Raw genomic sequence first — 26,001 nt, forward strand, 5'->3', positions numbered from 1 at the left:
GAGAGGTCGGCTACCCGGCGGGCTACCGCGACAAGCTCCTGGGCGCCGACTTCGGCGCCGCCACCATCAAGATCAAGGACGGCGACTTCCCGTACGCGCTGGCGCACTCCATGCCGTCCGGGATCCCCTTCGACCCAGGCGCCTGACGGCTCCTTCGCTCCGGGAACCAGTGACGCGCAAACGATTACCCTGGTCATCGTGCCTGTCTCCCGCCTGCGCCGCGTCGCCGTTCTCGTGCTCGAGGGCGCGAAGCCACTCGACGTCGGCATTCCGGCGCAGGTGTTCACGACCCGCGCGAGCATGCCGTACGAGGTGCGGGTGTGCGGCGCGGCGCCGGGTCTGGTGGCCGGCGGCGACGGCCTGTCGTACCACGCCGCCCACGGTCTCGACGCGCTCGGGTGGGCCGACATCGTGTTCATTCCCGGCTACCGGTTCCCGGACCGCGAAGATCCCCCGCAAGCCGTCGTCGAGGGGCTGATCGCCGCCCACGAGCGCGGTGCGCGGCTCGCCGCCATCTCGACGGGCGCCTTCGCGCTCGCCGCCACGGGCCTGCTCGACGGCAAGCGCGCCACGACGCACTGGCACTACGCACGGGCGCTCGCGGCGAAGCATCCGCTCGTCCGGGTCGACGAGAACGTGCTGTTCGTCGACGAGGGCAGCGTGCTGACGTCGGCCGGAGCCGCCTCCGGGATCGACCTGTGCCTGCACATGCTGCGCGGCGATCTCGGTGTGGCCGCCTCGAACCACGCCGCCCGTCGCCTGGTCGCGGCCCCCTACCGCAGCGGCGGCCAGGCGCAGTACGTGCCGCGCAGCGTGCCCGAGCCCCTCGGCGAGCGGTTCGCCGCCACCCGCGAGTGGGCGCTGCACCGGCTCGCCGAGCCGCTCACCCTGGAGGCGCTCGCCCGGCACGCGGCCGTCTCTCCGCGCACCTTCTCCCGGCGCTTCGCCGAGGACACCGGGTACACGCCCATGCAGTGGGTCATGCGCGCCCGGATCGACCTGGCCCGTGAGCTGCTGGAGCGTTCGGAGCGGAGCGTGGAGCAGATCGCCGCCGATGTCGGTCTCGGCACCGGCGCGAATCTGCGGCTGCACTTCCAGCGCATCCTCGGCACCACGCCGAGCGAGTACCGGCGCACCTTCACCAAGGGCGAGTAGTCGATCACCACCTGGCGCGATCCTTTCGAACCATGGCGATCGCGCCGCTGTCCCGGTGGGCCGTGTACCGGGACCCTGGTGGCGAACCGAAGGGACATGACTGATGACTCGCATCGCCATCAACGGATTCGGCCGCATCGGACGCAATGTGCTGCGCGCGCTGCTGGAGCGCGACAGCGATCTCGAGGTCGTCGCCGTCAACGACCTCACGGAGCCCGCCACGCTCGCACGGCTCCTCGCCTACGACACGACGGCCGGCCGGCTCGGCCGCCCCGTGACCGTCGACGGGGACACCCTCGTCGTCGACGGCCGTCGGATCAAGGTGCTCGCCGAGCGTGATCCTGCGCGCCTGCCGTGGGCCGAACTCGGTGTCGACATCGCCCTGGAGTCGACCGGCCGCTTCACCTCGGCGAAGGCCGCCCGTGCCCACCTCGACGCGGGCGCGAAGAAGGTGCTCGTGAGCGCGCCGTCGGACGGCGCCGACGTCACGCTCGCGTTCGGCGTGAACACCGACGCGTACGACGCGGCCCTGCACACGATCGTCTCGAACGCCTCGTGCACCACCAACGCGCTCGCGCCGCTGGCCGCGGTGCTGGACGAACTCGCCGGTATCGAGCACGGGTTCATGACCACGGTGCACGCCTACACGCAGGAGCAGAACCTGCAGGACGGTCCGCACCGTGACGCGCGCCGTGCCCGTGCCGCCGCGGTCAACATCGTGCCGACCACGACCGGTGCGGCGAAGGCGATCGGTCTCGTGCTGCCGAACCTCGACGGCAAGCTGTCGGGCGACTCCATCCGCGTGCCGGTTCCGGTCGGCTCGATCGTCGAGCTGAACACGACGGTCTCCCGTGACGTGACCCGCGACGAAGTGCTGGCGGCGTACCGCACCGCGGCCGAGGGCAAGCTCGCCGGCGTCCTCGAGTACTCGGACGACCCGCTGGTGTCGGCCGACATCGTGGGCAACCCGGCCTCGTCGATCTTCGACTCGGCCCTCACCCGCGTCGACGGCCGCCACATCAAGGTGGTCGCGTGGTACGACAACGAGTGGGGCTTCTCGAACCGCGTGATCGACACCCTCGAACTGCTCGCCAGTCGCTGACCGAGCCCCAGGGCGGCCCCGCATCCGGGGCCGCCCTCTTTTCTTTCGGCTTTCTTTCCCGGCTCTCCTTCAGCCGGCCCCGCGCAGCACTCGGGACAGCCCCAGCGCGGCCGTGCGCACCGCCGGAGCCAGTTGGGCCGGTCTGAAGCGTGAGCAGGGTACGGCCACCGAGAGGGCGGCCACCGTCGCGTCGCCGGCGAAGACGGGGGCCGCGATGCAGCTCACGCCGAGCACGGCCTCCTGCTCCTCGTACGCCAGACCCGAGACCTGGATCTTCTCCAGGGCCGTGCGCAGGCGTGCCGGGTCGGTGATCGAGTGGGGGGTGAGGCTCGGCAGCGGGCCGGAGAGAACCTCATCGGTCAGTGCCGTGCCGGAGAAGGCCAGCAGGGCCTTGCCCACGCCGGTGCAGCTCAGCGGGAGGCTGCCGCCGATGCGGGAGGGCAGTTGCAGGGCCTCGTGGCCGTGGATGCGTTCGAGGTAGACCACCTCCATGCCCTCACGAACGCCGAGGTGGACGGTCTCACGGGTGGCCTCGAACAGGTCCTGGAGGAAGGGCAGGGCCGTCTCGCGCAGATCACGTCGGCGCGGCACGAGGGAGCCCAGTTCGAACAGCTTCGCGCCGAGCCGGTACTGCGGCCCCGACCGCTCCAGCCAGCCCAGCCCGACGAGGTCGGCCGCCAGCCGGTGCACCGTCGGCTTCGGCAGGCCGGTCTGCTCCGAAAGTTCCGACAGACGGTACGGCCCGCCGCTCGGAGTGAAACATTCGAGGATGAGCGCGGCCTTTTCCAGCATGTTGCCCGCTGCGCTGTTCCGTGACATGGAACAAAGTTTGGCCCATCCGAGGGGTGCTGTCTAAAACGGTGTGCACACCGGGGGACGTAGGTCGTACGTCCGCCCGCTCCCCCACCGCTCCCCTGGAGGCAACCGTGTCGACCGTGCCCGACCCCGTCCGCCCGGACGCGCATCCACCGGCCGTGGTCAAGGCCGCCGATCTGCTGGCAGAGGCCGCCCGGACCCGGGCCGCCTGTCCTCCGGTGCGGACGCTGCTGGACGCGGGCGACCTCGATGCCGCCTACGCCGTGCAGCAGCTGGGCGTCCACCGGGGCCTGGCCGCGGGCCGCCGTCTCGTCGGCCGGAAGATCGGCCTGACCTCGCCGGCCGTGCAGCGTCAACTCGGCGTGGACCAGCCCGACTTCGGCGCGCTGTTCGCGGACATGGCCGTACCGGACGGCGGCGAGGTACCCGCGGGGCGGCTGCTGCAGCCCAAGGTGGAGGCCGAGGTCGCGCTCGTGCTCGGCCGCGATCTGCCGCACCGCGCGTGCACGGTCGTCGACGTGCTGCGCGCGGTCGACTTCGCGCTGCCCGCCCTGGAGATCGTCGACAGCCGGGTGCGCGGGTGGGACATCTCCCTGGTCGACACCGTCGCCGACAACGCCTCCTGCGGTCTGTACGTCCTGGGCGGCACACCTGTCCCGCTCACCGGAATCGACCTGCGGGCCGTCACGATGACCATGACCCGGGGCGGTGCGACCGTCTCCGAGGGCACCGGCGCCGAATGCCTCGGCGGCCCCCTCAACGCCGCGGTCTGGCTGGCCTCGGCGCTCGCGGAGCGGGGGGATCCGCTGCGGGCGGGCGACCTGGTGCTGACCGGCGCCCTCGGCCCGATGGCGCCCGCGGCGCCGGGCGACGTTTTCGAGGCCCGCATCGCCGGTCTGGGCTCTGTGCGGGTCGGCTTCGCCGAGGAATTCACCGAGGAAGGAGAACGCCGGTGAGCACCAAGGTCGCCGTCATCGGCTCCGGCAACATCGGCACCGACCTGATGATCAAGGTCCTGCGCCTGTCCGAGAGCCTGGACATCGTCGCGATGGCCGGGATCGACCCGGAGTCCGACGGCCTGGCCCGCGCCCGCAGGCTGAAGGTCGCCACCACCCACGAAGGCGTCGAGGGGCTGGTCGCCCTGGACGAGTTCGCCGACGTGGAGATCGTCTTCGACGCGACGTCCGCCGGCGCCCACCGCCACCACGAGGAGATACTGCGCCCGCTCGGCCGTACGCTCGTCGACCTCACCCCCGCCGCCCTCGGCCCGTACGTGGTCCCGCCGGTCAACGGCGACGCCCATCTCGACGCCCCGAACGTCAACATGGTCACGTGCGGCGGCCAGGCCACGATCCCGGTCGTCGCCGCCGTGAACGCGGTCACCCAGGTCCACTACGGCGAGATCGTCGCCTCCCTCGCGTCCCGCTCCGCAGGCCCCGGCACCCGGGCGAACATCGACGAGTTCACCGAGACCACCTCCTGCGCCATCGAGCAGGTCGGCGGCGCCGCCCGCGGCAAGGCGATCATCATCCTCAACCCGGCCGAACCCCCGCTGATCATGCGGGACACCGTGCACTGCCTGGTCTCCGACTGCGCCACCGAGGACATCACCGCGTCGGTCGAGGAGATGGTGGGCCGGGTGCAGGCGTACGTGCCCGGCTACCGACTCAAGCAGAAGGTGCAGTTCGAGCGCGTGGCGGCCGACGACCCGCTGCGCGCCCTCGCCCCCGATACGAGCGACCGCCTGAGGGTGTCCGTCTTCCTGGAGGTCGAGGGCGCCGCCCACTACCTCCCGGCCTACGCCGGAAACCTCGACATCATGACCTCGGCCGCCCTGCGCACCGCGGAACGCATGGCCGCCCGGCACAGCAAGGAGGTGGCCGAGTGACCACCCTCTACGTCCAGGACGTGACCCTGCGGGACGGCATGCACGCCGTCCGGCACCGCTACACCGTCGACCAGGCCCGCGCCATCGCCGCCGCGCTCGACGCGGCCGGTGTGGCCGCGATCGAGATCGCCCACGGTGACGGGCTGGCCGGCTCCAGCATCAACTACGGCGTCGGCGCCCACACCGACTGGGAGTGGATCGAGGCCGTCTCCGACACCACTCGGCACGCCGTGCCCACGACCCTGCTGCTGCCCGGCATCGGCACGGTCCACGACCTCAGGCAGGCGCACTCCCTCGGCATCCGCTCGGTGCGCGTCGCCACCCACTGCACCGAGGCCGACATCTCCGCCCAGCACATCTCCGCCGCACGGGAGCTGGGCATGGACGTCGCCGGGTTCCTGATGATGTCGCACCTGGCCGAACCGGCCGAACTGGCCCGCCAGGCCAGGCTCATGGAGTCGTACGGCGCCCACTGCGTCTACGTCACCGACTCCGGCGGCCGCCTCACCATGGACGGCGTCCGCGACCGCGTCCGCGCCTACCGCGACGTCCTCGACCCGGCCACCGAACTCGGCATCCACGCCCACCACAACCTCGCCCTCGGCGTGGCCAACACGGTCGTCGCCGTCGAGAGCGGCGCGGTCCGGGTCGACGCCTCCCTCGCCGGACAGGGTGCGGGCGCGGGCAACTGTCCGCTGGAGGCGTTCGTCGCGGTCGCCGACCTGATGGGCTGGGAGCACGGCTGCGACCTGTTCCCGCTGATGGACGCCGCCGACGATCTCGTACGACCGCTGCAGGACCGCGAGGTACGGGTGGACCGGGAGACGCTGAGCCTCGGCTACGCGGGCGTGTACTCCAGCTTCCTGCGCCACGCCGAGACCGCCGCCGCCCGGTACGGCCTCGACACCCGCAGCATCCTGGTCGAGGTCGGCCGGCGGGGCATGGTCGGCGGCCAGGAGGACATGATCACGGACGTCGCGCTGGACCTGGTGGCCCGCGAGTCATGACAGCCGAGGGTCCGGCGCGGGCGAGCGCACCGGACCCTCGGAAAGTCAGGCGTCAGGCCCATCGCCCGCTCCGGTCCGTCATGCGTACCGCGGTCTCGTGGACCACGCGCGCGTGCAGTTCGAACCCGCAGGAAGACGGTCCGGCCCCTGGGCTCGACCGGGCGCCGCTCCTTCGGACGTGCCCTCCTGCCGCACCGGGCCTTGATGGTATTGAAATGTTCGCTACAGCAAGAACCGGGCGCGATGCCGTGGCAGGATGAGTCGCCGTAAGTGCACCGCAGTCAGTCCGTGAGGTTGTGTCGTGGCATCGAAGCCCGTGGTCCGCGAGCCGATCCGGAGCAACGCCCGGTCCAACCGGGCCCGGATCCTGGCCACCGCCCGGCAGGAACTGGGCCGGAACCCCGATGTCACGCTGGAGGAGATCGCCCGGGCCGCGGGTGTGGTGCGCCGCACCCTGTTCGGCCACTTCCCCGGACGCGCTGCCCTGGTCGAGGCGATCGCCGAGGAGGCCGCCGAGGCCCTGCAGGCGGCTGTGGCACGGCAGCCCGACGCCACCGAGCCGCCCGAGCGGGCGCTGGCCCGTTTCGTCCTCACGATCTGGCCGGTGGGCGACCGCTACCGCCTGCTGCTGGCGCTGGCCCGCCAGGACCTGGGCGTGGAGCGGGTGTCCGAGGTGCTGTCCCCGGCCCGCGAGAGGGCCGCGGTCATCGTGGAGCGCGGGCAGCGGCAGGGCGTCTTCCACGGCCACCTGCCGCCGGCCGTATTGAACGCCGGCCTGGAGGCGCTGACCCTGTCCCTGCTGGAGAGCGTCAACGCAGGGGTGTGGGAGGACGACGGCACCCGCACGGCCGTCGCCACGCTGGTCGCGGCGGGCGTACCGGAGGGTCAGGCGGCCGACGTGGTCGAGGCGGTTGCCGCGCAGGCTCGCGAAGAGGCCGTCGGCCAGGGTTAGTTCAGGCATTCGAGGAGTCCGGTCGGAAGGTGACCGTACGGCCGGTGAAGCGGGCGTCGACACCGCTCGACGTCGGCGTGACCGACCGCAGACGGAGTCCCTCGGGGATGTTCTGGAGCGGGATCGGGTCCGCGAAGATCCTGTCGAGCAGGGCCTGCGCCGGACCGGACAGGGCTCCGTCGGCGGCACGGAAGTCCCTGAACGAGATCCGGTTGCCGGTGACCGCCGAGACGGCCGTGCTCACCGTGACCTCGCCACCCAGGGGAAGATCGACGGCCGCCCGGACCCGGCCCGGCTCGCTGTCCTGGGAGAGGCGCAGACCGAGCGCGCCGGACAGGTCCTCGTAGGAGAGGAACGCGGTCGCGTCGACGGCGCGTGCGCGGGCCTCGTCGGCGTCGCCGGAGGTCTTCAAGTCGTCGACGCCCAGGGTGAGTCGCGTGATCGGCAGTGGCCGGGTCGAGCCGTGCGCGGGGATGTCGTGGGCGGTGATGTCCACGTGCCGCAGGGTGCCGGAGGCCAGCTGAGTGAGCACCGGGAAGCCGCCGACGTGGACCGAGGGGCGGTTCGGGGTGTCCATGCCGTCCTGGAACGCCTTGGCCGTACGGCTCTCCGCGCGGCCCGCGGCGAACCGGTCGACCCCGACGGCGGTCACCACCAGCGTGGCCAGGGAGGCGGCGGCGATGATCGCGATCCTTCGGCGACGCCCGGGGGGCGGTTGGCCGACGTGCACAGGGCCGTCACTGTGGGCGGATTCGGTGTCGTACGAGGACTGGTGCACGGGTTTCCTCCAGGTGATGTGTGCGTTCAGGCGCCAATGCGCTCGGGCGGGCGGAGCCGGTCGACATGCGCTGCGGCGAGGTCACCGTCGACCCCCACAGCGATCAGGGCGGCGGCCGCGGTGCGCGTGCCGTCGTCGGACCACGTGCCGTTGTTGACGCAGTCGAGCAGCGCAAGGACGGTAGGCCTCCAGGGCGCGGCCGAGCGCGGCCGCCGGAACGTTGGCGCGACAGACGCCCTCCCGCTGCCCCACGGAGATGATCGCGGTCACGGTGGCGCGGGCGGGGGCCGAGGACGTGTCCTCGACGAGCCCCTCGACGAGCGCGGACCGGCCGGAGAAGTGCCCGTAGACGGTACGCCGGCCACACCGGCGGCCGCCGCGATGTCACCCAGGCTGCTCTCGGGGTCGCGCCCCAGTTCCTGTCGGGCCGCTTCGAGGATGCGGGCTCGCGTGGTCCGCGTCCGGCGCCGGTGGCCGGACAGGTCGGGTCGGTCGATCACGTCGGGACCTCCGGTCGGCGGGGGATCGATTCACTGCACATCGACGGGCAAGTAATGCTTGCACACGAGTGAGCAACAAACTAGCCTGCACATCGCTGGGCAATTAACTGCCCGCGGTGCCCGGGCCACGCCCCGCACCGCTTCCGCCACCCCCGAGGCTGCCGCTTCACCCTCCAGGAGCTTGTGATGCCGCTCGTCGCCAACACACCGGTCGAGAAGATGACCGGGCCCTGTCCCCGGCGCTGGTTCGCGCTGGTGGTGCTGTGTCTGAGCCTGCTGATCGTGGTCATGGCCAACACGTCCCTGATCGTGGCCGCCCCCGACATGACCAAGGACCTGCAGCTCAGCAGCAGCGACCTGCAGTGGGTCATCGACGGCTACACCGTCCCCTACGCCGCGCTGATGCTCGTACTCGGCTCGATCGGCGACAAGTACAGCCGCCGGGGCGCCCTCGTCACGGGTCTGCTGATCTTCGCGGGCGGCGCGGTGATGGGCAGTCAGGTCGACCGGACGGACCTGGTGATCACCGCCCGCGCCGTCATGGGTGTCGGCGCGGCCGTGGTCATGCCGGCCACGCTCTCCCTGCTGGTGGCGATCTTCCCGAAGCGTGAGCAAGCCCGCGCCGTCACCGCCTGGACCGCCACCTCGGGCCTCGCCATCGCCGTCGGCCCGCTGCTCGCCGGCTGGCTGCTGCGGGACCACGCCTGGGGCTCGACCTTCCTGATCAACGTGCCGATCGCCGTTGTCGCCGTCCTCGGCGCGTTCCTGCTGGTGCCGCCGTCGAAGGCGGCGGACATGGGCCGGATCGACTACGTCGGCGGCCTGCTCTCGATGGTCTCCGTCGGCTCCCTGGTGTACGCCATCATCGAGGGCCCGCACTTCGGCTGGGGCACCGGTCCCGTCACCGCGGCCGTGGTCAGCGGCGTAGGCCTCGTGGCCTTCGTCCTGTGGGAGCTGAAGCACCCGAGCCCGATGCTGGACGTCCGCAAGTTCCGGCTGCGGCCCTTCAGCGGCTCGATGATCGCGGTTCTGTTCTTCTTCTTCGGCGCCTTCGACTCGCTCTACTACTCCACGCAGTTCCTGCAGTTCGTCCTCGGCTACGACCCGCTGCAGACCGGCGTTCGCCTGCTGCCGCTGGCCGGTGGCGTGTTCGTCGGCGCCGCGGTGACCGACCGGCTGACCCCGAAGCTCGGTGTGAAGGCCATGGTCGTGCCCGGCATGCTCATCGGTACCGTGGCCGTGTTCCTGCTCACCCGCGTCGACCAGGGCTCGGCGTACACCGACTTCCTGCCCACGCTGCTGATGCTCGGCTTCTCGATCGGCCTGAGCGTCTCCCCCGCCACCGACACGATCATGGGCTCCTTCCCCGAGTCCGAACTGGGCGTCGGCGGTGGCGCCAACGACACCTCCCTGGAGCTCGGCGGCTCCCTCGGCATCGCCATCCTGGGCTAGCTGCTGGCCACGGCCTACAAGGACAAGCTGGGCGGCCTGGTCGGCGGGCACCTCCCGGCCGCCGCGCTGGACAGCGCCAAGGAGTCCGTGGGCGCCGGCCTCGCGGTCGCGGAGCAGGTCGCGAAGACCCCGTCCGGCGGCCCCCAGCAGGCCCGGGCCCTGGTGGACGCGGTGCACGAGTCCTTCGCCCACGGCGTCGCACAGACCAGCTTTGTCGGCGGGATCATCATGGCCGTCGGCACCGTGATCGTCCTGACCGTCCTGCCCGGCCGCAAGGCCGGCGGGAAGCACCGTCAGGAGACCGCGAAAGAGGCCGAGAACGAGGCCGGGAGGGAGCGCGCGGAAGTCGCCTGACGCTTCAACCCCTGGACGGGCCGTGCCATGAGCGGCGCACGGCCCGGGACGGTGCCGGGAAGGGACGCCCGGCACCGTCCCGTTTTTGCGTGCGGAATCCGGCGCCTCTTCCCGTCCGGAAGTCGGCGCCGGCGGCTTGACCGGCCGGTCGGTGACGGCCGCCATTCGGGTGATCCGCAACGCGCCCCCGTACTGCGGGGAGCCAGGGAACACGGGGCCGTCGGCCGTTCCGCGTCGAACGGTGGTCGATTTCGAAGTGGCAACCTCCCGGTGGCCGACCGAAACTGAACCCGGCGGTTCGTGATCAGCAAGGAGAACGCGCCCGATCCAGACGTCTTCCGGGAGATCGCATGGTGCAGCAGTCCTCCGAGGTCCATATATCCGGGCCGGACGAAGCAATCGCCGCCAGGCAGAACGGTTCCGGCCCATCGAGGACAGACACCGAGAAGAGACTCGCGGACGTACTGGCCGACGTATCGAGCGTCGAACACGTTCCGGTCGACAGCCACTTCTTCACCGACCTCGGTGCCAACTCCTTGGTGATGGCCCAGTTCTGCGCGCGGGTCAGGAAAATACCGGATCTGCCGTCGGCGTCCATGAAGGACATATACCGGCACCCCACGATCCGGAGCCTCGCAGCGGCTCTCACGGAGGCCACTCCCGCTCCCGCTCCCGCCGACGCGTCGATCCCGGCCTCACCGCCGGCGCAGCCGACGCCGACGACGAAACGCCGGCCGAACCATGTGCTCTGTGGAGCACTCCAGCTGCTGATTTTCCTGGGGTACTCCCTTGTCGCCGGATTCGCCGGCGCCCGCGGCTACGAATGGATCGCCGCCGGCTCGGATCTGGCCCACATCTATCTGCGGTCGCTGCTCTTCGGAGGCATCGGATTCGTGGCCATGTGCCTGTTCCCGGTGCTCGCCAAATGGATTCTCATCGGCCGCTGGAAACCGGTGGACATCCCGGTCTGGAGTCTGGCGTATCTGCGCTTCTGGTTCGTGAAGGTGCTGCTCCACGGCAATCCGATGATTCTCTTCGTCGGCAATCCGCTGTACGTGCTCTACCTTCGGGCCCTCGGCGCGCACATCGGCAAGGGAGTCACGATCCTCTCCCACTCCGTCCCGGTCTGCACCGACCTGCTCACCATCGGCGAGGGTACGGTCATCCGCAAGGAGGCGTTCTTCCTCGGCTACCGGGCGCACGCGGGCCGTATCCAGACCGGCCGGGTCACGCTGGGCCGTGACGTGTACATCGGGGAGAAGACCGTCCTCGACATCGACACGACGATGGGCGACGGAGCCCAGCTGGGTCACTCGTCCGCCCTGTACCGCGGTCAGGCGGTCCCGGACGGCGAGCACTGGCACGGCACCCCGGGACAGCCCACGGAGATCGACTACGTCAGGGTCGCACCGGCCAAGTGCGGTACCGGGCGCCGGACCTGGTTCGGCCTCGTCAGCCTGCTCCAGTTGTTCCTCCTGTACATACCGCTGACCGTGGGCGGGTTGTACATGCTGTTCACCGCGGTCCCGGCGATCGGCAAGCGACTCGGACCGGACGCGGCCTCGCTCTCCTGGTGGGAACTGATCGACGACTCGCTGGTCCTGTCCCTCGTCCTCTTCCTCGGCTTCCTCGTCCTGGGCGCCGTCGGCCTGTTCTCCGTTCCGCGTCTGCTGAGTGTGGCCGTCAAGCCCGACCGGGTCTATCCGCTCTACGGATTCCACTACGCGCTGCAGCGGGCGACGGCACGCACGACGAACATCAAGTTCTTCAAGTGGCTCTTCGGTGACAGCTCCTACATCGTGCACTACCTCCGCGCTCTCGGATACGACCTGTCCCACGTCGAGCAGACCGGGTCGAACTTCGGTACCGAGGTGCAGCACGAGAACCCGTATCTGGTCTCCGTCGGCAGCGGAACGATGGTGGCCGACGGGCTCTCCATCGTGAACGCGGACTTCTCCAGCACGTCTTTCCGGGTGTCCCGGGCGTCGATCGGACCGCACAACTTCCTCGGGAACAACATCGCCTATCCCGCGGGCGGCAGGACGGGTGACAACTGCCTGCTCGCCACGAAGGTGATGATTCCCCTCGACGGTGAGGTCCGCGAAGGCGTGGGACTCCTCGGCTCGCCCTGCTTCGAGATTCCCCGGTCGGTGGAGCGCGACTCGCGGTTCGACGACCTCAGGACCGGCGACACGTTCCATCGGCGGCTGACCTCGAAGAACCGCTACAACCTCCGCTCGATGGCCCTCCATCTGTTCGTGAGATGGGTGCACACCTTTGCGCTCACGGTGTTCGGGCTGGTTTCCGTCGACCTCTACGGCGTGCTCGGACACGTGGTGATCGCCACCTATCTGGCACTTACGCTCCTGTTCTCCACCGCCTACTACATCCTGGTGGAGCGCTGCCTCACCTCGTTCCGTGCGCTGCGCCCGCAGTTGTGCTCCATCTACGACCCCTACTTCTGGTGGCACGAGCGCCTGTGGAAGGTGCCGGACGAGTACCTCAACATCTTCAACGGAACCCCGTTCAAGAGCCTGGTCTGGCGGCTGCTGGGCGTTCGCATCGGCAGCAGGGTGTTCGACGACGGCTGCTACCTGACGGAGCGGACGCTCGCCACCATCGGCGACGACTGCACCCTCAACGCGGGGAGCAAGATCCAGTGCCACTCGCAGGAGGACGGCACCTTCAAGTCCGACGGCACCACGCTCGGCTCCGGCTGCACGCTGGGCGTCGGCGCCCATGTGCACTACGGCGTGACGATGGACGACGGTGCCGTGCTCGCACCCGACTCCTTCCTCATGAAGGGCGAGGAGGTCCCCGCCCACGCACGGTGGGGCGGCAACCCCGCCGTGGACATGCCGGATGCCGCCGAACAGCTCTGCGGCTGCGACCGGACAACATCACCCTCATCGGCCGACGCCTCCGCGTCGACCGTGAGTTGAGGGAGGTCATTCGATGGGAGCGCGCGTGGAAGCGGACCGGGAGTTCTGGAGCCGTGTGCTGGCCGCCGGCGGTACGACCGCGGTGCCACGGTGGGTTCGGGAGCCGGTTCCCGGAACGGCCGAGCACGAGGTGTCGGTGCCGGACGACGTGGCGGACGCGGCCCGTGGGCTGGTGCGGCACCTGGCCGTACCGGTCAGCGCACTGCTGCTGGCCGCGCACGCCAAGGTGCTGGCCGCGCTGTCCGGCGAGCAGGACGTGGTGACGGGGTACGCCGCCGGGGTGCGGGGCGAGCCGCTGCCGTGCCGCCTGTCGGTTCCCCCCGGGTCCTGGCGCGCACTGGTGTCGACCGCTCAGCACGCCGAGGCGGAGCTGCTGGCGCACCGGGAGTTCCCGGTGGACGAGCTGTGCCGGGAGCTGGGAACGGCTGAGCCGTCGTACGAGGTCGTGTTCGGTCCCCGGGGAGGTGCCGAGAACACGCTGGTCGACGACGGCGTGCTGCAGGTGCGCTGGTCCGACCGGGACGGGCGGCTGAGGCTGCGGCTCCGGTACCGCACCGACGTCCTGGACGCCACGAGTGCGGCCCGGATCGGCGGCTACCACCTGGCGGCGCTGCGGCTGATGACGGCCGACGTGGACGCCGAGCACGCGCGGCAGAGCCTGCTGTCGGACGACGAGGTGCAGGAGCAGCTCGAAGAGCTGTCCGGACCCCGCCGGGAGCTGCCGGACGCGCGCGCACACGAACTGTTCGAGCAGCGGGTACGGGCGCATCCGGAAGCGGTGGCGGCCGTGTACGGCGAGCAGGAGTGGACGTACGCAGAACTCAACGCGCGCGCGAACCGGTTGGCGCGGGCCCTGCTGCAGCGGGGGCTGGGCCGCGAAGACGTGGTGGCCGTGGTCACCGAGCGCAACCTCGACTGGATGGCCGCCACCCTCGCGGTGTTCAAGGCGGGCGGCGCGTACCTGCCGATCGAGCCGCACTTCCCGGCCGACCGCATCGTGGCAACGTTGTCGCGCGCGGGATGCCGGCTGGTCCTGACCGAATCCGGCAGCACCCACACCCTCGACCAGGCGCTGGCCGCCCTGCCCGGCGTCGAGAAGCTGCTGATCGAGGAGGCGTACGCGGAAGGGCACGCCGACGGTGACGTCGGCGTGCGGGTCGACGCCGGCCAGCTGGCCTACATCTACTTCACGTCCGGCTCCACCGGCGAGCCGAAGGGGGCGATGTGCGAGCACGCGGGCATGCTCAACCATCTCCACGCCAAGATCGACGACTTGGGGATCGGCGAGGGCTGCGTGGTGGCGCAGACGGCCCCGCAGTGCTTCGACATCTCGCTGTGGCAGCTGGTGTCCTCGCTGCTGGTGGGCGGGCGGACGCTGCTGGTCGGCCAGGACGTGATCGTGGACGTGGAGCGGTTCGTCGACACGCTGGTCGGCGGCCGGGCCGGTGTGGCGCAGGTCGTGCCCTCCTATCTGGAGGTCGTGGTCTCGTACCTGGAGCAGCATCCCCGCGCGCTGCCGGACCTGCGGTGTGTGTCGGTGACCGGTGAGGCGTTGAAACGGGAGCTGGTCCAGCGCTGGTTCGCGATCCAGCCGGGGATCAGGCTGGTCAACGCCTATGGGCTGACCGAGACTTCGGACGACACCAACCACGAGGTCATGGACACCGTGCCCGAGCGGGTTCTGCTGGGGCGTGCGGTCAACAACGTGCATGTCCGAGTCGTGGACGAGCATCTGTCGTTGGTACCGCTGGGCGCCCCGGGTCTGATCGCCTTCTCCGGCGTCTGTGTGGGCCGGGGGTACGTGAACGATCCCGAGCGGACCCGTGAGGCCTATCGCGAGGACCCGTTCCGGCCGGGTGAGCGGCTCTATCTCGGGGGTGACTGGGGGCGCTGGCACCCGGGCGGCAAGCTGGAGTTCCTCGGCCGCCGGGACAACCAGGTCAAGATCCGCGGCTTCCGTATCGAGATCGGCGAGATCGAGAACGCGCTGCTGCGGGTCCCCGGGGTGCGCGACGGTGCGGTGGTCGTCGCCGAGCGGGCCGGCCAGAGCAAACACCTGATCGCGTTCTACACGGGCCGCCGCCTGGAGGCCGACGTACTGCGCGAAGCGCTGGGTGCGGTCCTGCCCGCCTACATGGTCCCCTCGGCCTTCCACTGGCAGGCCGGCCTGCCGCTGACCGCCAACGGCAAGATCGACCGGAAGGCGCTCACCGCCCTGGCCGCGCAGCCGGAGCCTGCCGTGCCCGGCGAGGACGAGAGCACCCCGCTCACCCCGACCGAGCGGAAGCTGGCGGCGGTCTGGGCCGATCTGCTGGGAGTCCCCGAGGACCGGATCGGCCGCGAGGACCACTTCTTCGACGCCGGGGGCACCTCCCTGACGGCGGTCAAACTCACCCTCGCGCTGGACCGCGCGGTGTCCCTGAAGGACATCACCCGGCATCCGGTGCTCGCCGATCTGGCGGCCCTCCTCGACGGCACGCCCCGGCGCCACCCGGAGCTGCTGCAGCCGCTGACCGCGGGCGGCGGTGCGAAGGAGTGCGCACTGGTGTGCTTCCCCTACGCGGGCGGCAACGCGGTCAACTACCAGCCGATGGCGAGCGCGTTGGCGGGCCGCGGCATGGCGGTCCTCGCGGTGGACCTGCCCGGTCACGACCTGGCCGCGCACCCCGAGCCGTTCGCGGCGATCGAGCAGGTGGCCGAGCGGGTCGCCGCCGAGATCACCGCGCGTGGCCTGACCCGGGTCCTGCTGTGGGGCCACTCGTCGGGCACCGCACCGGCGTTGGAGACGGCCAGGAAACTCCAGGAGCAGGGTGTGGAGGTGCTGCGCGTGTTCCTAGGCGCGCAGTTGCTCGGCACCGCCGCCGACCGGTACGCCGCCGTCGGCGAACTGACGAGCCGGAGCAACGCCGAGATCGCCGCACGGCTGACCGCGGACAGCGGCTACACCGAACTCGCGGAGCTGAACGCGCAGCACGCCGAGCACATCGGTGCCGCCTACCTGCACGACTGCGTGTCCGCGCACCGCTACTTCTGCGCCGCGCTGGACGGGCCGCCGCCGGTGAAGCTGTCCGTGCCGGTCTCGGTGGTCGTCGCCACCGACGATCCGCACACGGCAGGCCACGCCCACCACTACCGGGACTGGCTGCTCCTGGCCGAGCACGTGGATCTGCACGAGCTGGCCGACGGCGGCCACTACTTCACGCGCACCCGTCCGGCCGAGGCAGCACAGGCCGTCCTGGGTGTCGTGGCTCCGCTGGCCTCCTCCTGAGCCACGCAGAGCCTCCAGACGGGCAACCGAAGGGAAACCGAGATGTCGTCCTCACCTCTGGCAGCACCCCTCGATGTGGAGCTGCGGCCGGACAGACCCGCGATCCTGCACGTCGAGTCGCCCGGTGACACGGCGAGTTGGGCGGCCCAGTACCGCGAGTCGCTGCATGCGCAGGTCACCGAGCACGGGGCGCTCCTCGTCCGCGGACTGGGGCTGCGGGACGTGTCCCAGGTCGGTGCCGTCTTCGCGGGGCTGGCCGGCGCTCTGCTGCCGGAGCAGGAGGCGTTCGCCCCTCGTGAGGCGTACGGCCCGGGGCTGTACTCCTCCACGGCCTGGCCGGCCAACCAGCCGATGTGCATGCACCACGAGCTGAGTTACCGGCTGGAGGTTCCCGGCCTGATGCTGTTCGCGTGTCTGACCGCGCCCGGCGAGGGCGGGGCGACCGCGGTGGCCGACGCGGAACAGATGCTCCAGGCGCTGCCCACCGCGCTGACGGAACGGTTCGAACGTGAGGGCTGGCTGCTGACCCGCACCTACAACGACGAGATCGGCGCCTCCCTGACGGAGTCGTTCGGCACCGACGACCCCGCCGGGATCGAGCGCTACTGCCGCGCCCACGCCATCGACTTCGCCTGGCAGCCCGACGGCTCCCTGCGCACCGAGCAGCGCCGCAGCGCGGTCGTGCGGCACCCGCTCACCGGCCGGCGCTGCTGGTTCAACCAGATCGCCTTCCTCAACGAGTGGACGCTGGCCCCGGAGGTGCGCGAGTACCTGGTGGACGAGTACGGCGCGGACGGACTGCCGTTCAACACCCGCTACGGCGACGGCACCCCGATCGGCGAGGACGTCGTCGAGCTGCTCAACACCACCTACGAACAGCACACCCGGCGCGAGCCCTGGCAGACCGGCGACCTGATGCTGGTCGACAACCTGCGCACCGCCCACAGCAGAGAGCCCTTCACCGGAGAGCGGCAGGTGCTGGTCGGCATGGCCGAGCCGCGCCGCCTGGCCGACTGCTGGCCGACCTCGGAGGCGAGCGAGCGATGACCCAACTGTCGTCCACCGCCACCCGGCGGACCCACCCCGACGGGGTCCCGGCGCCGACGTTCGCGGTGATCTCCGGTGCGCAGGCGCAACAGGCGCTCAGCGGGCGCGAGAAGCAGATCGTGGAGCTGGTCGAGGCCACCTACCGGCTGCACGGCGCCGGGGACTCGGTCAACCCGCCCTCCTACTTCCTGCGTTTCCCCGACCGGCCCAGCGCGCGGATCATCGCGCTGCCCGCCTCCGTCGGCGGTTCGGTGCATGTGGACGGGGTGAAGTGGATCTCCAGCTTTCCGGACAACGTGCGGGCCGGACTGCCCCGGGCCTCCGCGGTCCTGATCCTCAACGACCCCGGGACGGGCTACCCGTTCGCCTGTCTGGAGAGCTCCGTCATCAGCGCGACCCGGACCGCCGCGTCCGCCGCGCTGGCCGCCGACTGGCTCAGCCGGGACCGGCCCCGCCCCACCCGGATCGGCTTCTTCGGCACCGGGCTGATCGCCCGCTACATCCACACCTTCCTGGCCGGCACCGACTGGACCTTCGACACGATCGGCGTGCACGACCTGTCCGCCGAGAGCACCGCCGGGTTCTGCGGCTACCTGCGGCAGGCCGGAACCACCGCGGAGATCGTCGTCCACGACAGCGCCGAGGACCTCATCTGCTCCAGCGACCTCGTGGTCTTCGCGACCATCGCCGGCGAACCCCACGTCACCTCCCCGGCCTGGTTCGACCACAACCCGCTGGTGCTGCACATCTCCCTGCGCGACCTCTCCCCCGAGGTCCTGCTCGCCTCCGCGAACTTCGTGGACGACGTCGAGCACTGCCTGAAGGCCGACACGTCCCCCCACCTGGTCGAGCAACGCACCGGCAACCGCGACTTCCTGAACGGCACGCTCAACGACGTGATGCTCGGACGAGCCGCCCCGCCGCACGACCGCCCAGTGATCTTCTCGCCCTTCGGACTGGGCGTGCTCGATCTCGCCGTCGGCAAATACGTCTACGACGAAGCAGCCGGGGCGGGCAACCTCCGCCTCATCGAAGACTTCTTCCACGACCTGCGCCGGTTCGGCTGAGGCGTTGTCCTCAGCCCTGGCACCAGGAGGCCCAACGTGCCCGTAGTATCCGCTCCCCATGACTTCAACGAAGGCTGTCTCTTCGTCGACCTCGAGTCGATCTTCGGATGCTCCCTCTACCTGAAGTGCGAGGGCTTCAACTTCGCCGGCTCCATCAAGTTGAAGGCCGCGAACGAGATGGTGGAGAGCGCCGAGCGGGACGGAATCCTGACGCCGGATTCCATTATCGTCGAGTCGTCCTCCGGGAACCTGGGCGTGGCGCTCAGCATGATCGCCGCGAGCAAGGGCTACCAGTTCCTGTGTGTCACGGACTCCCGCTGCAACCTGTCGACCCGGCTCCTGATGGAGGCGCTCGGCAGCCAGGTGCACGTCGTGGCCGACCTGGACGCGAACGGCGGTTTCCTGGGCACCCGGATCGAGTACGTCCGCGCGCTGTGCGCGTCCGACAACCGGTACGTGTGGCTCAGCCAGTACACCAACGCGGGCAACTGGCGGGCCCACTACCGCACGACCGCACCGGAGATCGCCACCCACTTCCCGCGCCTGGACGTACTGTTCGTCGGGGCGGGCACCGCCGGGACCCTGATGGGCTGCGCCCGCTACTTCCGGCAGTGGCACCGGCCGGTACGGATCGTCGCCGTCGACAGCGTGGGCTCGGTGGCCTTCGGCGGCAAGCCGGGCCGCCGGATGATCCCCGGCCTGGGCATGAGCATGGTTCCCCCGCTGCTCGACGAGTCCTTCGTGGACGAGGTCATCAGGGTGGAGGAGGCGGACACCATCCGCACCTGTCACCGCATGGCCAGGCGCGGCTTCCTGTTCGGCGGCTCCACGGGGACGGTGGTCAGCGGCGCGACGGAGTGGCTGTCCCGGCAGGACGCACGCGGTCTCACCGCGGTGGCCATCGCTCCCGACCTCGGTGAGCGCTACCTCGACACCATCTACCAGACCAACTGGCTACAGGACCTCTACGGCGATCACATCCTCGACGACCAAGAGGCGATCGCCCTGCCCCGCAAGGACAAGTCCACCTCCGAGACACCGGACCGCCGATCAGGACCGTAGCGGCACACACCGGACAAACCCGCGGCCCGTCACGCATCGAATGCGTGACGGGCCGCCGCCGTCCGGCCAGGTACGCGACTCACGGTGAACGCACAGCTCGTATTCCTCCTCTTGCACAGCGAAACCCCCCAATGGAGAGGAACACGCTGTGCGTTCACGTGCACGCATACGCCTGCACCCTGCCGGACCCGTCATCCTCGCCCTCGCCGCGGCCGGAACCGTACTGGCCGCACCGAGCGCCACCGCCTCCGTGCCCCAGCCCCGCGCCGATCTGCGCGCGGACGTGAACCGTGACGGGCAGGTCGACATCACCGGCAGCACCGACGAGACGGGTGAGGACTCCTGGTCCGTCGGACGCGGAGCGGTCTATCTGCCCAACCTCGACGACGACACCAAGCGGTGCCCGGTCACCGGTCCCGGCGGCAGAAAGCTGTCCGACGCCGAGCTGGCCGCGTGCAACGACGCCGCCGACAAGTTGGTCAACGGCACCGCGGACGCCGCCGACCTCGCCCGGGTCCGCTCCGTGCCCGTGCCGGACCTTCCGGCGGACGCCGAGGGCAGCCTGAAGGTCACCGCTGGAGCCAAGCACACCCACGTCTTCCTGAAGCGTTCCGGCAACTGGGTCCTGGTCACGCCGCGGACCCGGCTGACCGCGGCCGAGCTGCGCTCCGGTGTGGAGTTCGGCGTCGAGGCCACCGACGTGATCCGGGACAGCGCGCAGTGGGACGGCCGTGCGGTGATCCGCCTGACGGTGACGTCCGCCGGCGGGTCCACCTCCGACTCGGTCACCCTGCGGGTCGCACCGCTACTGACACAGCATCACCTTCAGGACGCCCAACAGGTGATGGTCACCAAGGTCCGGGGCGGGGGCGAGTACGGGCGCCTGCAGCGCAAGTTCGTCAAGGACCTGGCGAAGGAGGTCACCAAGGCCGGCATCACCAAGCCGCTGGTCACCTTCGACAAGTACGGAGACCCGTGGGCGCAGGACTTCGTGGAGCCGGCCTACGTCAGCATGACCGGTCCGGACGGCCGGCGGCACGTGATACGGGTGCTGCTGCGCTCCGCCCAGCTGGACCGGGAGTCGGGCCGGGAGCTGTTCGAGAAGGTGCGCGGCCGGAACATCGGCGTCGTCCAGGTCACCGACCGGGCCCGCCCGGACGACTGGTCGCTCAACTCCATGGGCAACCTGGAGACCATCCCGCCCTACGCGCACGGCGGGCGTTCGTTCCCTGCCGGACGCATCATCATGGGCCACCGCAAGGACAGCGGGGCGCGCCCGTCGAAGGCGATGCGCACCCTGCTCACCTCGCAGGGCCTGCAGGACCCGCTGCTGCTGGACACCTCCTGGCTGAGCGTCGGTCACGTCGACGAGTTCGTGCAGTTCCTGCCGGCCGACACCCCGCGCGGCTGGCGGATCGGCGTCGCCGACCCGAAGGCCGGGCTGCGGCTGCTGCGTGACGCCCAGCGCGACGGCCACGGCAGGACGAAGATGTTCTCCGTCCCGGGCCTGAGCGGCGTACCGGCTCCGAAGGAGACCATCGACCAGGCGCTCGCCTCCCGGCACCTGGTGGCAGACAACGAGATGGCGGCCAAGCGCATCGCGGCCAACCTGGAGGTCCTGAAGCGGGAGACCGGCATCACCGACGGTGAGATCGTCCGGGTGCCCGCCCTGTACACGCGCGACTCGGCGGCGTCGGCCGGCCGCGGACGGGCCGTCCCCGTACCCCGCCTGACGCGCATGGGCGCCGGCTCGCCCCTCGCGGGCATGCTCAAGGAACACGGCCGGCAGAAGTGGTTCGCCCGGAAGGGATCCGCTGCCCGCGCGACGGTGACGACCAGCGCGTACGTCCCCGGAGCGGTCAACGGCGTGCTCCTCGGCCGCGACCGCTACCTGGCCCCGCGCCAGTGGGGACCCGTCATCGACGGCAAGGACATCTTCACGCAGGCGGTCAACGCCACGTACCGGCAGGCCGGTCTGAAGGTGTCGTACATCGACGACTACTACACGTACCACCTCGGCATGGGCGAGGTGCACTGCGGCACCAACACCCTGCGCGACGCGTCGGCCGCGTGGTGGCAGCTCCCGGCGCAGTGACCGGCAACGGGTAGCCCGCCCCGTCCAAGGGGCCGGACCAGCCGTCGCGTACGGCTGGTCCGGCCCTCTCTCGGCAATCTCCGCGCAAGGATGGAGGTCAGCTGCGCGGCGGGTTCCCGCGCGGCGTGATGACGGCGTTCGGCAGGGCGGGTGCGGGCAGCCGGCTCCCCGGGTACCCCTCGACGGCGCCGAAGCGGTCGGACGAGGCCTCCCAGTCCGCTCGGGCACGGACGATGTCCTCATGGCTGCGCCCGATGAAGTTCCACCAGATGACGATCTCCTCCTCGAACGGAGGACCGCCGAGCAGGATCGCCCGTGCCGGGACGTCCGACTCGTTGACCAGCGTCAGGGCGTCGACGCCGGGGGGCGCATAGCCGAGTTCGGCGGGGCGCAGCACGGTGCCGGCCAGCCGGACGTCCCCGCTGTCCACGAGAAGGCCGTGCTCGAAGCCGGTGTCCACGGCGAGGGTGATCGTCGCACCCGGTTCGAGGACGATCTCGGCGCCGAGCAGAGGGGTGAAGGTCCGCACCGGAGAGGTGTCTTCGGCGAGTGAGCCCAGGAAGACCCTGATCTCCGCCCCGTCGACGCGCACGGGTTCGGGCACGTGGTGCTGGAAGTCGCGTTCGGCGTTGCGGTGCTGTTCGGGCAGCGCCACCCACAGCTGGACGCCGTGGAGCACGGTGGTGCGCGGCGTGGAGACCTCCGAGTGGCAGATGCCGAACCCGCCCGTCATGAGGTTCATCTCGCCCGGCCGTACGAGGGCGTGGGTGCCGATGCTGTCGCGATGCTCGATCTCCCCACTGAACAGCCAGCTCACGGTCTGCAGGCCGGTGTGCGGATGAGGAGGGACGTCCATGCCGCGGGTCACGGTGACGTCGACGGGGCCGTAGTGATCGGCGAAGCACCAGGCTCCGATCAGCGTCCGGGCCCGCTGAGGCAGCGTCCGACGTACGAGCAGAGCCCTCGGTCCGCCCAGGGGCACGTCCCGCGCGGACAGCACATCAATAGTTGACATATCAACCATCATGCCACCCGTCCTCGGGACACTCCTGCCGCACCGCATATTCGATCGCATGCGCGGATCCGACCAGGCACAATCTGCGCATGCAGATCACCGCGGACCATCTCCTCTCCGCGCTCGAACCACTCTCGTTCCCGGCCCGCCTCTCCCACACCGCGCGAACCGCACACGGACTGGCGGACAGGAAGCAACTCGCCCCGCTGCTCTCCGACCTGGACGCGCGCGGCTCGTACGAGCGGCGGGTCGCGGCGCTGGCCGCCTTCGCCGGACAGGACGTCGGCTTCCTCGCCGCACGGCTGGCCGACCCCGACCCGGTCGTCGCCGGATACGCCCTGCGGGCCGCCCGCGTCCTGCCCGTGCCGGACGAGGCGGTGGAGGCGGCGTACGACGACGCACCGGCCGCCCTGCGGTACCGCCTGGCACGTCTGATCTCCTGCGGTGGCCGTACCGCGCTCGCCGAGCGGCTGGTCGTACGACTGCGCGCGGAGTGGGGTGACGCCGAGGCCGCGCGCCTGCTGCCGGCCTGCTCCACCCCGTTCGTGTCGGAGCAGCTGCCCGCGCTCGCGCACGCCGTGGACGGCTGGGCGCGGCTCGCGCGTCGGCACCCCGACCCCGTGCTGGACCACGCCGAGGCGGCCCTGGCCGACCGTGCCCGCGGACAGCAGCGCGAGGAGTGGTGGCGCCTGCACGCCACCACGATCGCGGTGCTGGCGCCGCTGCGCCCCGAGCGGGTGCTGACCCTGCTGGAGCGGTACGGACCCCTCAGCCTGCCGTTGGCGCTGAACCGCGGGCTCGGCCCCCTGGTCACCGCCGACGCCGAGCGGGTGGTCCGCTGGATCACCTCCCCCGACCGCAGCGAACAGCGTTACGAACCGGTGCCGCCGCCGGGCGTGCTCCGCAGGCTGGTACGGGCCGAGCCCGCGTCGCTGCCCGCGCTCGGCCGGCACTGGCTGCGCCGCGGTGACCGCTTCGCCGCGCTGCTGAAGGCCATGGCCCCCGGCCGCCGGCCGGCGTTCCTCGACACGGTGATCGCCGACGGGGCACCCGGGGAGCCGGTTCTGGCCGTACTCGACCTGCTGCCCCGCGAACGCCGCTGGGCGGAGGTACGGCGGGTGGTGGCCGAGGCCACCGGCGACAATTGGTGGGCGGACGACCTGGACACCCTAGCCCACGGCCCGTTCGACGAGGCGCGCTCCGCGCTGCTCGCCGCGGTCCGCCGGCCCGACGCCGACGACCGGGCCGTCGCCTGGCGCCTGCTCGTGGAAGCCGCCGCCCGCGACGGCGGCCGCGGGACGCTCACCGAGGTGCTGACCGCGGCGGGGCGTCTGCGCAACGACCAGGATCCGGTGCGCGCCGCGGCGCTGCGCGCACTCGCCGCGGCGCGCCCGCGGCTGTTCGGCTCCGACCACGCCCCGCTGCTGGACCGGATCGCGGTCGACGCCCTGGAGGCCCGGGACTGTTCGGTGGACACCCTGACGGCGGTGCGCACGCTCGCCGGTCGGGTCCTGGCCGAGTACGCCACGGACGGCGAGTCGGCGCTGCGGCCCTGGGCGCTGCGCACCCTGGAGCGGATCACGGCCCGGGCCGGTGTGCCCGACTTCGGTCCGCTGCACCGGATCCTGCGCCGCGGCCAGGAGCACGAGGTGTTCGGGGCGCTGCGCCCGTGGCTCGAAGCCGCGGTCGGGCGGGCCGACTTCCGGCTGCTGCTGGGCCTGGCCGACGCCTTCGGTCCCCGTGCCCGGCTGGTCCCGGAACTGCAGGACATGCTGGCCAGGGCCCTGGAACGCGGCGACGACGACATCTTCGAGGCGGCCGCGGCCCGGTGGCTCGCCACACCGGCCACCCGAGACGAACGGGTCGCCGAGATCATCGCGCGCGAACCGTCGGCGGTCGTCCTCCCGTCCGTACGGCAGGTGGTGGCCCGGCGGCGTACGGATCTGCTGGACGCCCTGCTCGACGACACCGCGCCGTACGGCCGCTTCCTGGTGCCCGGCTCCCGGCGCCCGCTGCCGGACCTCGCAGACAGCGACCGCTGGCTGCCCCGCCAGCAGCAGGCCGCGGCACGGCTCGCCGGACAGGCAGCCGCGGACGGCTCGCTCCCGCTCGACGACCGGGCCGCGGTGATCCGCGCCGCCGCACCGATCCCGGAGCTGGGCTCTGCCCTTGCGATGCGGTACAAGGACGACGGTGAGACGGTCGTCGCCGAAGCGGCGCTCGCCGCGCTGCCCTGGACCGACCGGCCGCAACAGGCGCTGCCGGTGCTGCTGGAGCAGGCCGGCGGCGACCGGGCGCGGGTCGCGGTGTACGCGGCGGAACGTGCCGCACGCTTCACCGCCTCGTCCGAACTCGCCCTGCAGCTGGGCCCGTTGCTGACCGGTGAGCGGGCCGCGAAGGTGACCTCCCGCAAGGAGGCCGTACGGCTGGCCGCCCGCTTCCTGCCTCCGCGGCAGGCCGTGACTCTGCTGGCTCGTGCCTTTCACGCACCCGACCGCCACCCGGACGTGCGGGCGGCCGTCGCCGGCGCACTGCCGCCGCTGCTCGGTACGCCCGAGGCCTGGGACCTCCTCCGGGACGCCGCACGCGACGACGCCCCCGCCGTGCTGGCGGCGTTCCTGCACGTCGGCCCCTGGGAGCTGGCCGAGACACACCGCCGCCCGTACGCCGCCCTGGTCGACGCGGCATACGACGCGTGCCTCGCGTCGGTCGACGGCTTCGCGGGCTACGGCACCCTGCGGGCCGTGGGCGTGTGGACCCGTTTCGCCCCCGGACTGGCCGACCGGATCTCCCGTACGGTCTGCGATCTCGGCAGCCGTAAGCACTGGCAGTACGCGGCATGGATGCTGCGCGACCTGGCCATGTCCGACCTCCCGCATCCCGTGGGAGGTACGGCACCGGGCAGCGTGTTCCACGGCGCGGTGGCCACGCTGATGGCGGCCATGCACGAACCCGAGGGCGGCAGCGACGCGCTGGAGCACCGGGATGTACCCGCCCTGCAGCGGCTGCGAACGCTGCTGTCACTGGGTCCCGGCGTGTCCGAGCCACCGGAACTGCTCGCGGCGCTCGTCGGACAGCTGGCGCCGGAACCGCTGCTGACGGCCGAACGCGCGGACCTGCTGCGCCGGATGGTCGACCCCGCCTCGGAGCCGGACGTGCTCCTGGGACGTCTGCGGGACCTGGCGCACGCCTTGGAGGACGCCGGGGTGACCGTCGCGGTACAGACCGCCGGCCAGTTGCGGGGTTCCTGGGCGCGCCACACGCTGCCGCAGGACACCGGGCCCCTTCTGGCGGCGGCCGACCGGCTGGCCCGGGACGGCGGTGCCGCCTCCGGTCTCCTGGCGACCGCGCTGGTCACCGCTACGGGCGGCAGCCTCGACTGGCCGGAGAAGTGGCGGTCACTGCTGCGCCTGCTCCGCGGGCACGCGCATCCCGATGTACGCCACGAGGCGTACCGGACGGTGACGGAGTCGGAGTGACGGTCCCCGCACGAGGCGGCAC

The 26,001-nt window shown here is 71.3% G+C and carries 16 protein-coding genes and 1 pseudogene; 14 read left to right on the plus strand and 3 right to left on the minus strand.

The features are described 5' to 3' along the window. The first annotated feature begins 198 nt into the window (after positions 1 to 198). Entirely contained in the window at positions 199 to 1,155 is a 957-nt protein-coding gene (locus tag ACFY3C_RS30440) for a GlxA family transcriptional regulator (RefSeq protein ID WP_390773034.1), read from the plus strand. 103 nt (positions 1,156 to 1,258) lie between these two features. After that, complete coding sequence (gene gap, locus ACFY3C_RS30445; RefSeq protein ID WP_386575419.1) at positions 1,259 to 2,257, plus strand: type I glyceraldehyde-3-phosphate dehydrogenase; 999 nt, start codon at positions 1,259 to 1,261, stop codon at positions 2,255 to 2,257. Positions 2,258 to 2,326: 69 nt separating this feature from the next. Here gap and ACFY3C_RS30450 read toward each other — a convergent pair whose 3' ends face one another. Then, positions 2,327 to 3,049: an IclR family transcriptional regulator gene (locus tag ACFY3C_RS30450; RefSeq protein ID WP_390773128.1), complete on the minus strand. Its 723-nt coding sequence runs from the start codon at positions 3,047 to 3,049 to the stop codon at positions 2,327 to 2,329. Between the two features lie 143 nt (positions 3,050 to 3,192). Here ACFY3C_RS30450 and mhpD point away from each other — a divergent pair, with 143 nt between their 5' ends. The 4 genes from mhpD (at position 3,193) to ACFY3C_RS30470 (ending at position 6,920) form a co-directional block, all read left to right on the plus strand. Beyond that, positions 3,193 to 4,029: a 2-keto-4-pentenoate hydratase gene (mhpD, locus tag ACFY3C_RS30455; protein WP_390773129.1), complete on the plus strand. Its 837-nt coding sequence runs from the start codon at positions 3,193 to 3,195 to the stop codon at positions 4,027 to 4,029. Continuing rightward, positions 4,026 to 4,961 carry an acetaldehyde dehydrogenase (acetylating) gene (locus ACFY3C_RS30460; protein WP_386575417.1) on the plus strand — a complete coding sequence of 312 codons (936 nt, stop codon included), beginning with the start codon at positions 4,026 to 4,028 and terminating at the stop codon, positions 4,959 to 4,961. The genes mhpD and ACFY3C_RS30460 overlap by 4 nt, the downstream gene beginning before the upstream one ends. Then, positions 4,958 to 5,968: a 4-hydroxy-2-oxovalerate aldolase gene (dmpG, locus tag ACFY3C_RS30465; protein ID WP_386575416.1), complete on the plus strand. Its 1,011-nt coding sequence runs from the start codon at positions 4,958 to 4,960 to the stop codon at positions 5,966 to 5,968. The genes ACFY3C_RS30460 and dmpG overlap by 4 nt, the downstream gene beginning before the upstream one ends. A 301-nt stretch (positions 5,969 to 6,269) precedes the next feature. Beyond that, positions 6,270 to 6,920 (plus strand): TetR/AcrR family transcriptional regulator, encoded by a 651-nt coding sequence (locus ACFY3C_RS30470; RefSeq protein ID WP_390773035.1) that lies wholly within the window; start codon positions 6,270 to 6,272, stop codon positions 6,918 to 6,920. 1 nt (position 6,921) lies between these two features. Here the strand turns inward: ACFY3C_RS30470 and ACFY3C_RS30475 are convergent, their stop codons facing one another. Beyond that, positions 6,922 to 7,698 carry a DUF2993 domain-containing protein gene (locus ACFY3C_RS30475; protein WP_390773036.1) on the minus strand — a complete coding sequence of 259 codons (777 nt, stop codon included), beginning with the start codon at positions 7,696 to 7,698 and terminating at the stop codon, positions 6,922 to 6,924. Positions 7,699 to 8,384: 686 nt separating this feature from the next. Between ACFY3C_RS30475 and ACFY3C_RS30480 the strand changes: the two are divergent. From ACFY3C_RS30480 to ACFY3C_RS30510, 7 genes and pseudogenes are all read left to right on the plus strand, one after another. After that, a pseudogene (locus ACFY3C_RS30480) lies at positions 8,385 to 10,004 on the plus strand (MFS transporter). 350 nt (positions 10,005 to 10,354) lie between these two features. Next, the gene (locus tag ACFY3C_RS30485; RefSeq protein WP_390773037.1) at positions 10,355 to 12,946 is read left to right on the plus strand and encodes a Pls/PosA family non-ribosomal peptide synthetase; all 2,592 of its coding nucleotides are present in this window, start codon (positions 10,355 to 10,357) and stop codon (positions 12,944 to 12,946) included. 13 nt (positions 12,947 to 12,959) lie between these two features. Further along, a complete protein-coding gene (locus tag ACFY3C_RS30490) occupies positions 12,960 to 16,214 on the plus strand; it encodes an amino acid adenylation domain-containing protein (RefSeq protein WP_390773038.1) in 3,255 nt (1,084 codons plus the stop codon). 42 nt (positions 16,215 to 16,256) lie between these two features. Beyond that, on the plus strand, positions 16,257 to 17,261 hold the full coding sequence (locus tag ACFY3C_RS30495) for a TauD/TfdA family dioxygenase (protein WP_390773039.1): 1,005 nt from the start codon (positions 16,257 to 16,259) through the stop codon (positions 17,259 to 17,261). Further along, a complete protein-coding gene (gene sbnB, locus ACFY3C_RS30500) occupies positions 17,258 to 18,328 on the plus strand; it encodes a 2,3-diaminopropionate biosynthesis protein SbnB (RefSeq protein ID WP_390773040.1) in 1,071 nt (356 codons plus the stop codon). Before ACFY3C_RS30495 ends, sbnB begins: the two co-directional genes overlap by 4 nt. 36 nt (positions 18,329 to 18,364) lie before the next feature. Then, positions 18,365 to 19,390 (plus strand): 2,3-diaminopropionate biosynthesis protein SbnA, encoded by a 1,026-nt coding sequence (gene sbnA, locus ACFY3C_RS30505; protein ID WP_386575411.1) that lies wholly within the window; start codon positions 18,365 to 18,367, stop codon positions 19,388 to 19,390. A gap of 148 nt (positions 19,391 to 19,538) precedes the next feature. Continuing rightward, positions 19,539 to 21,485 (plus strand): protein-arginine deiminase domain-containing protein, encoded by a 1,947-nt coding sequence (locus ACFY3C_RS30510; protein WP_390773041.1) that lies wholly within the window; start codon positions 19,539 to 19,541, stop codon positions 21,483 to 21,485. Between the two features lie 97 nt (positions 21,486 to 21,582). On the opposite strand, the gene ACFY3C_RS30515 is transcribed toward ACFY3C_RS30510, so the two are convergent. Beyond that, positions 21,583 to 22,548 carry a pirin family protein gene (locus ACFY3C_RS30515; protein ID WP_390773130.1) on the minus strand — a complete coding sequence of 322 codons (966 nt, stop codon included), beginning with the start codon at positions 22,546 to 22,548 and terminating at the stop codon, positions 21,583 to 21,585. Positions 22,549 to 22,589: 41 nt separating this feature from the next. On the opposite strand from ACFY3C_RS30515, the gene ACFY3C_RS30520 reads away from it, so the two are divergent. After that, positions 22,590 to 25,979 (plus strand): hypothetical protein, encoded by a 3,390-nt coding sequence (locus ACFY3C_RS30520; protein WP_390773042.1) that lies wholly within the window; start codon positions 22,590 to 22,592, stop codon positions 25,977 to 25,979. The last annotated feature ends 22 nt before the right edge of the window (positions 25,980 to 26,001 follow it).

The sequence above is a fragment of the Streptomyces sp. NPDC001410 genome (assembly GCF_042895235.1).
Taxonomy (GTDB): Bacteria; Actinomycetota; Actinomycetes; order Streptomycetales; family Streptomycetaceae; genus Streptomyces.

Coding starts and splice junctions, on each gene's coding strand:
- gap (WP_386575419.1), top strand. CDS start 1,259: ATGACTCGCATCGCCATCAACGGATTCGGCCGCATCGGACGCAATGTG.
- ACFY3C_RS30450 (WP_390773128.1), bottom strand. CDS start 3,049: ATGCTGGAAAAGGCCGCGCTCATCCTCGAATGTTTCACTCCGAGCGGC.
- ACFY3C_RS30485 (WP_390773037.1), top strand. CDS start 10,355: ATGGTGCAGCAGTCCTCCGAGGTCCATATATCCGGGCCGGACGAAGCA.
- ACFY3C_RS30490 (WP_390773038.1), top strand. CDS start 12,960: ATGGGAGCGCGCGTGGAAGCGGACCGGGAGTTCTGGAGCCGTGTGCTG.
- ACFY3C_RS30495 (WP_390773039.1), top strand. CDS start 16,257: ATGTCGTCCTCACCTCTGGCAGCACCCCTCGATGTGGAGCTGCGGCCG.
- sbnB (WP_390773040.1), top strand. CDS start 17,258: ATGACCCAACTGTCGTCCACCGCCACCCGGCGGACCCACCCCGACGGG.
- ACFY3C_RS30515 (WP_390773130.1), bottom strand. CDS start 22,548: ATGCGGTGCGGCAGGAGTGTCCCGAGGACGGGTGGCATGATGGTTGAT.
- ACFY3C_RS30520 (WP_390773042.1), top strand. CDS start 22,590: ATGCAGATCACCGCGGACCATCTCCTCTCCGCGCTCGAACCACTCTCG.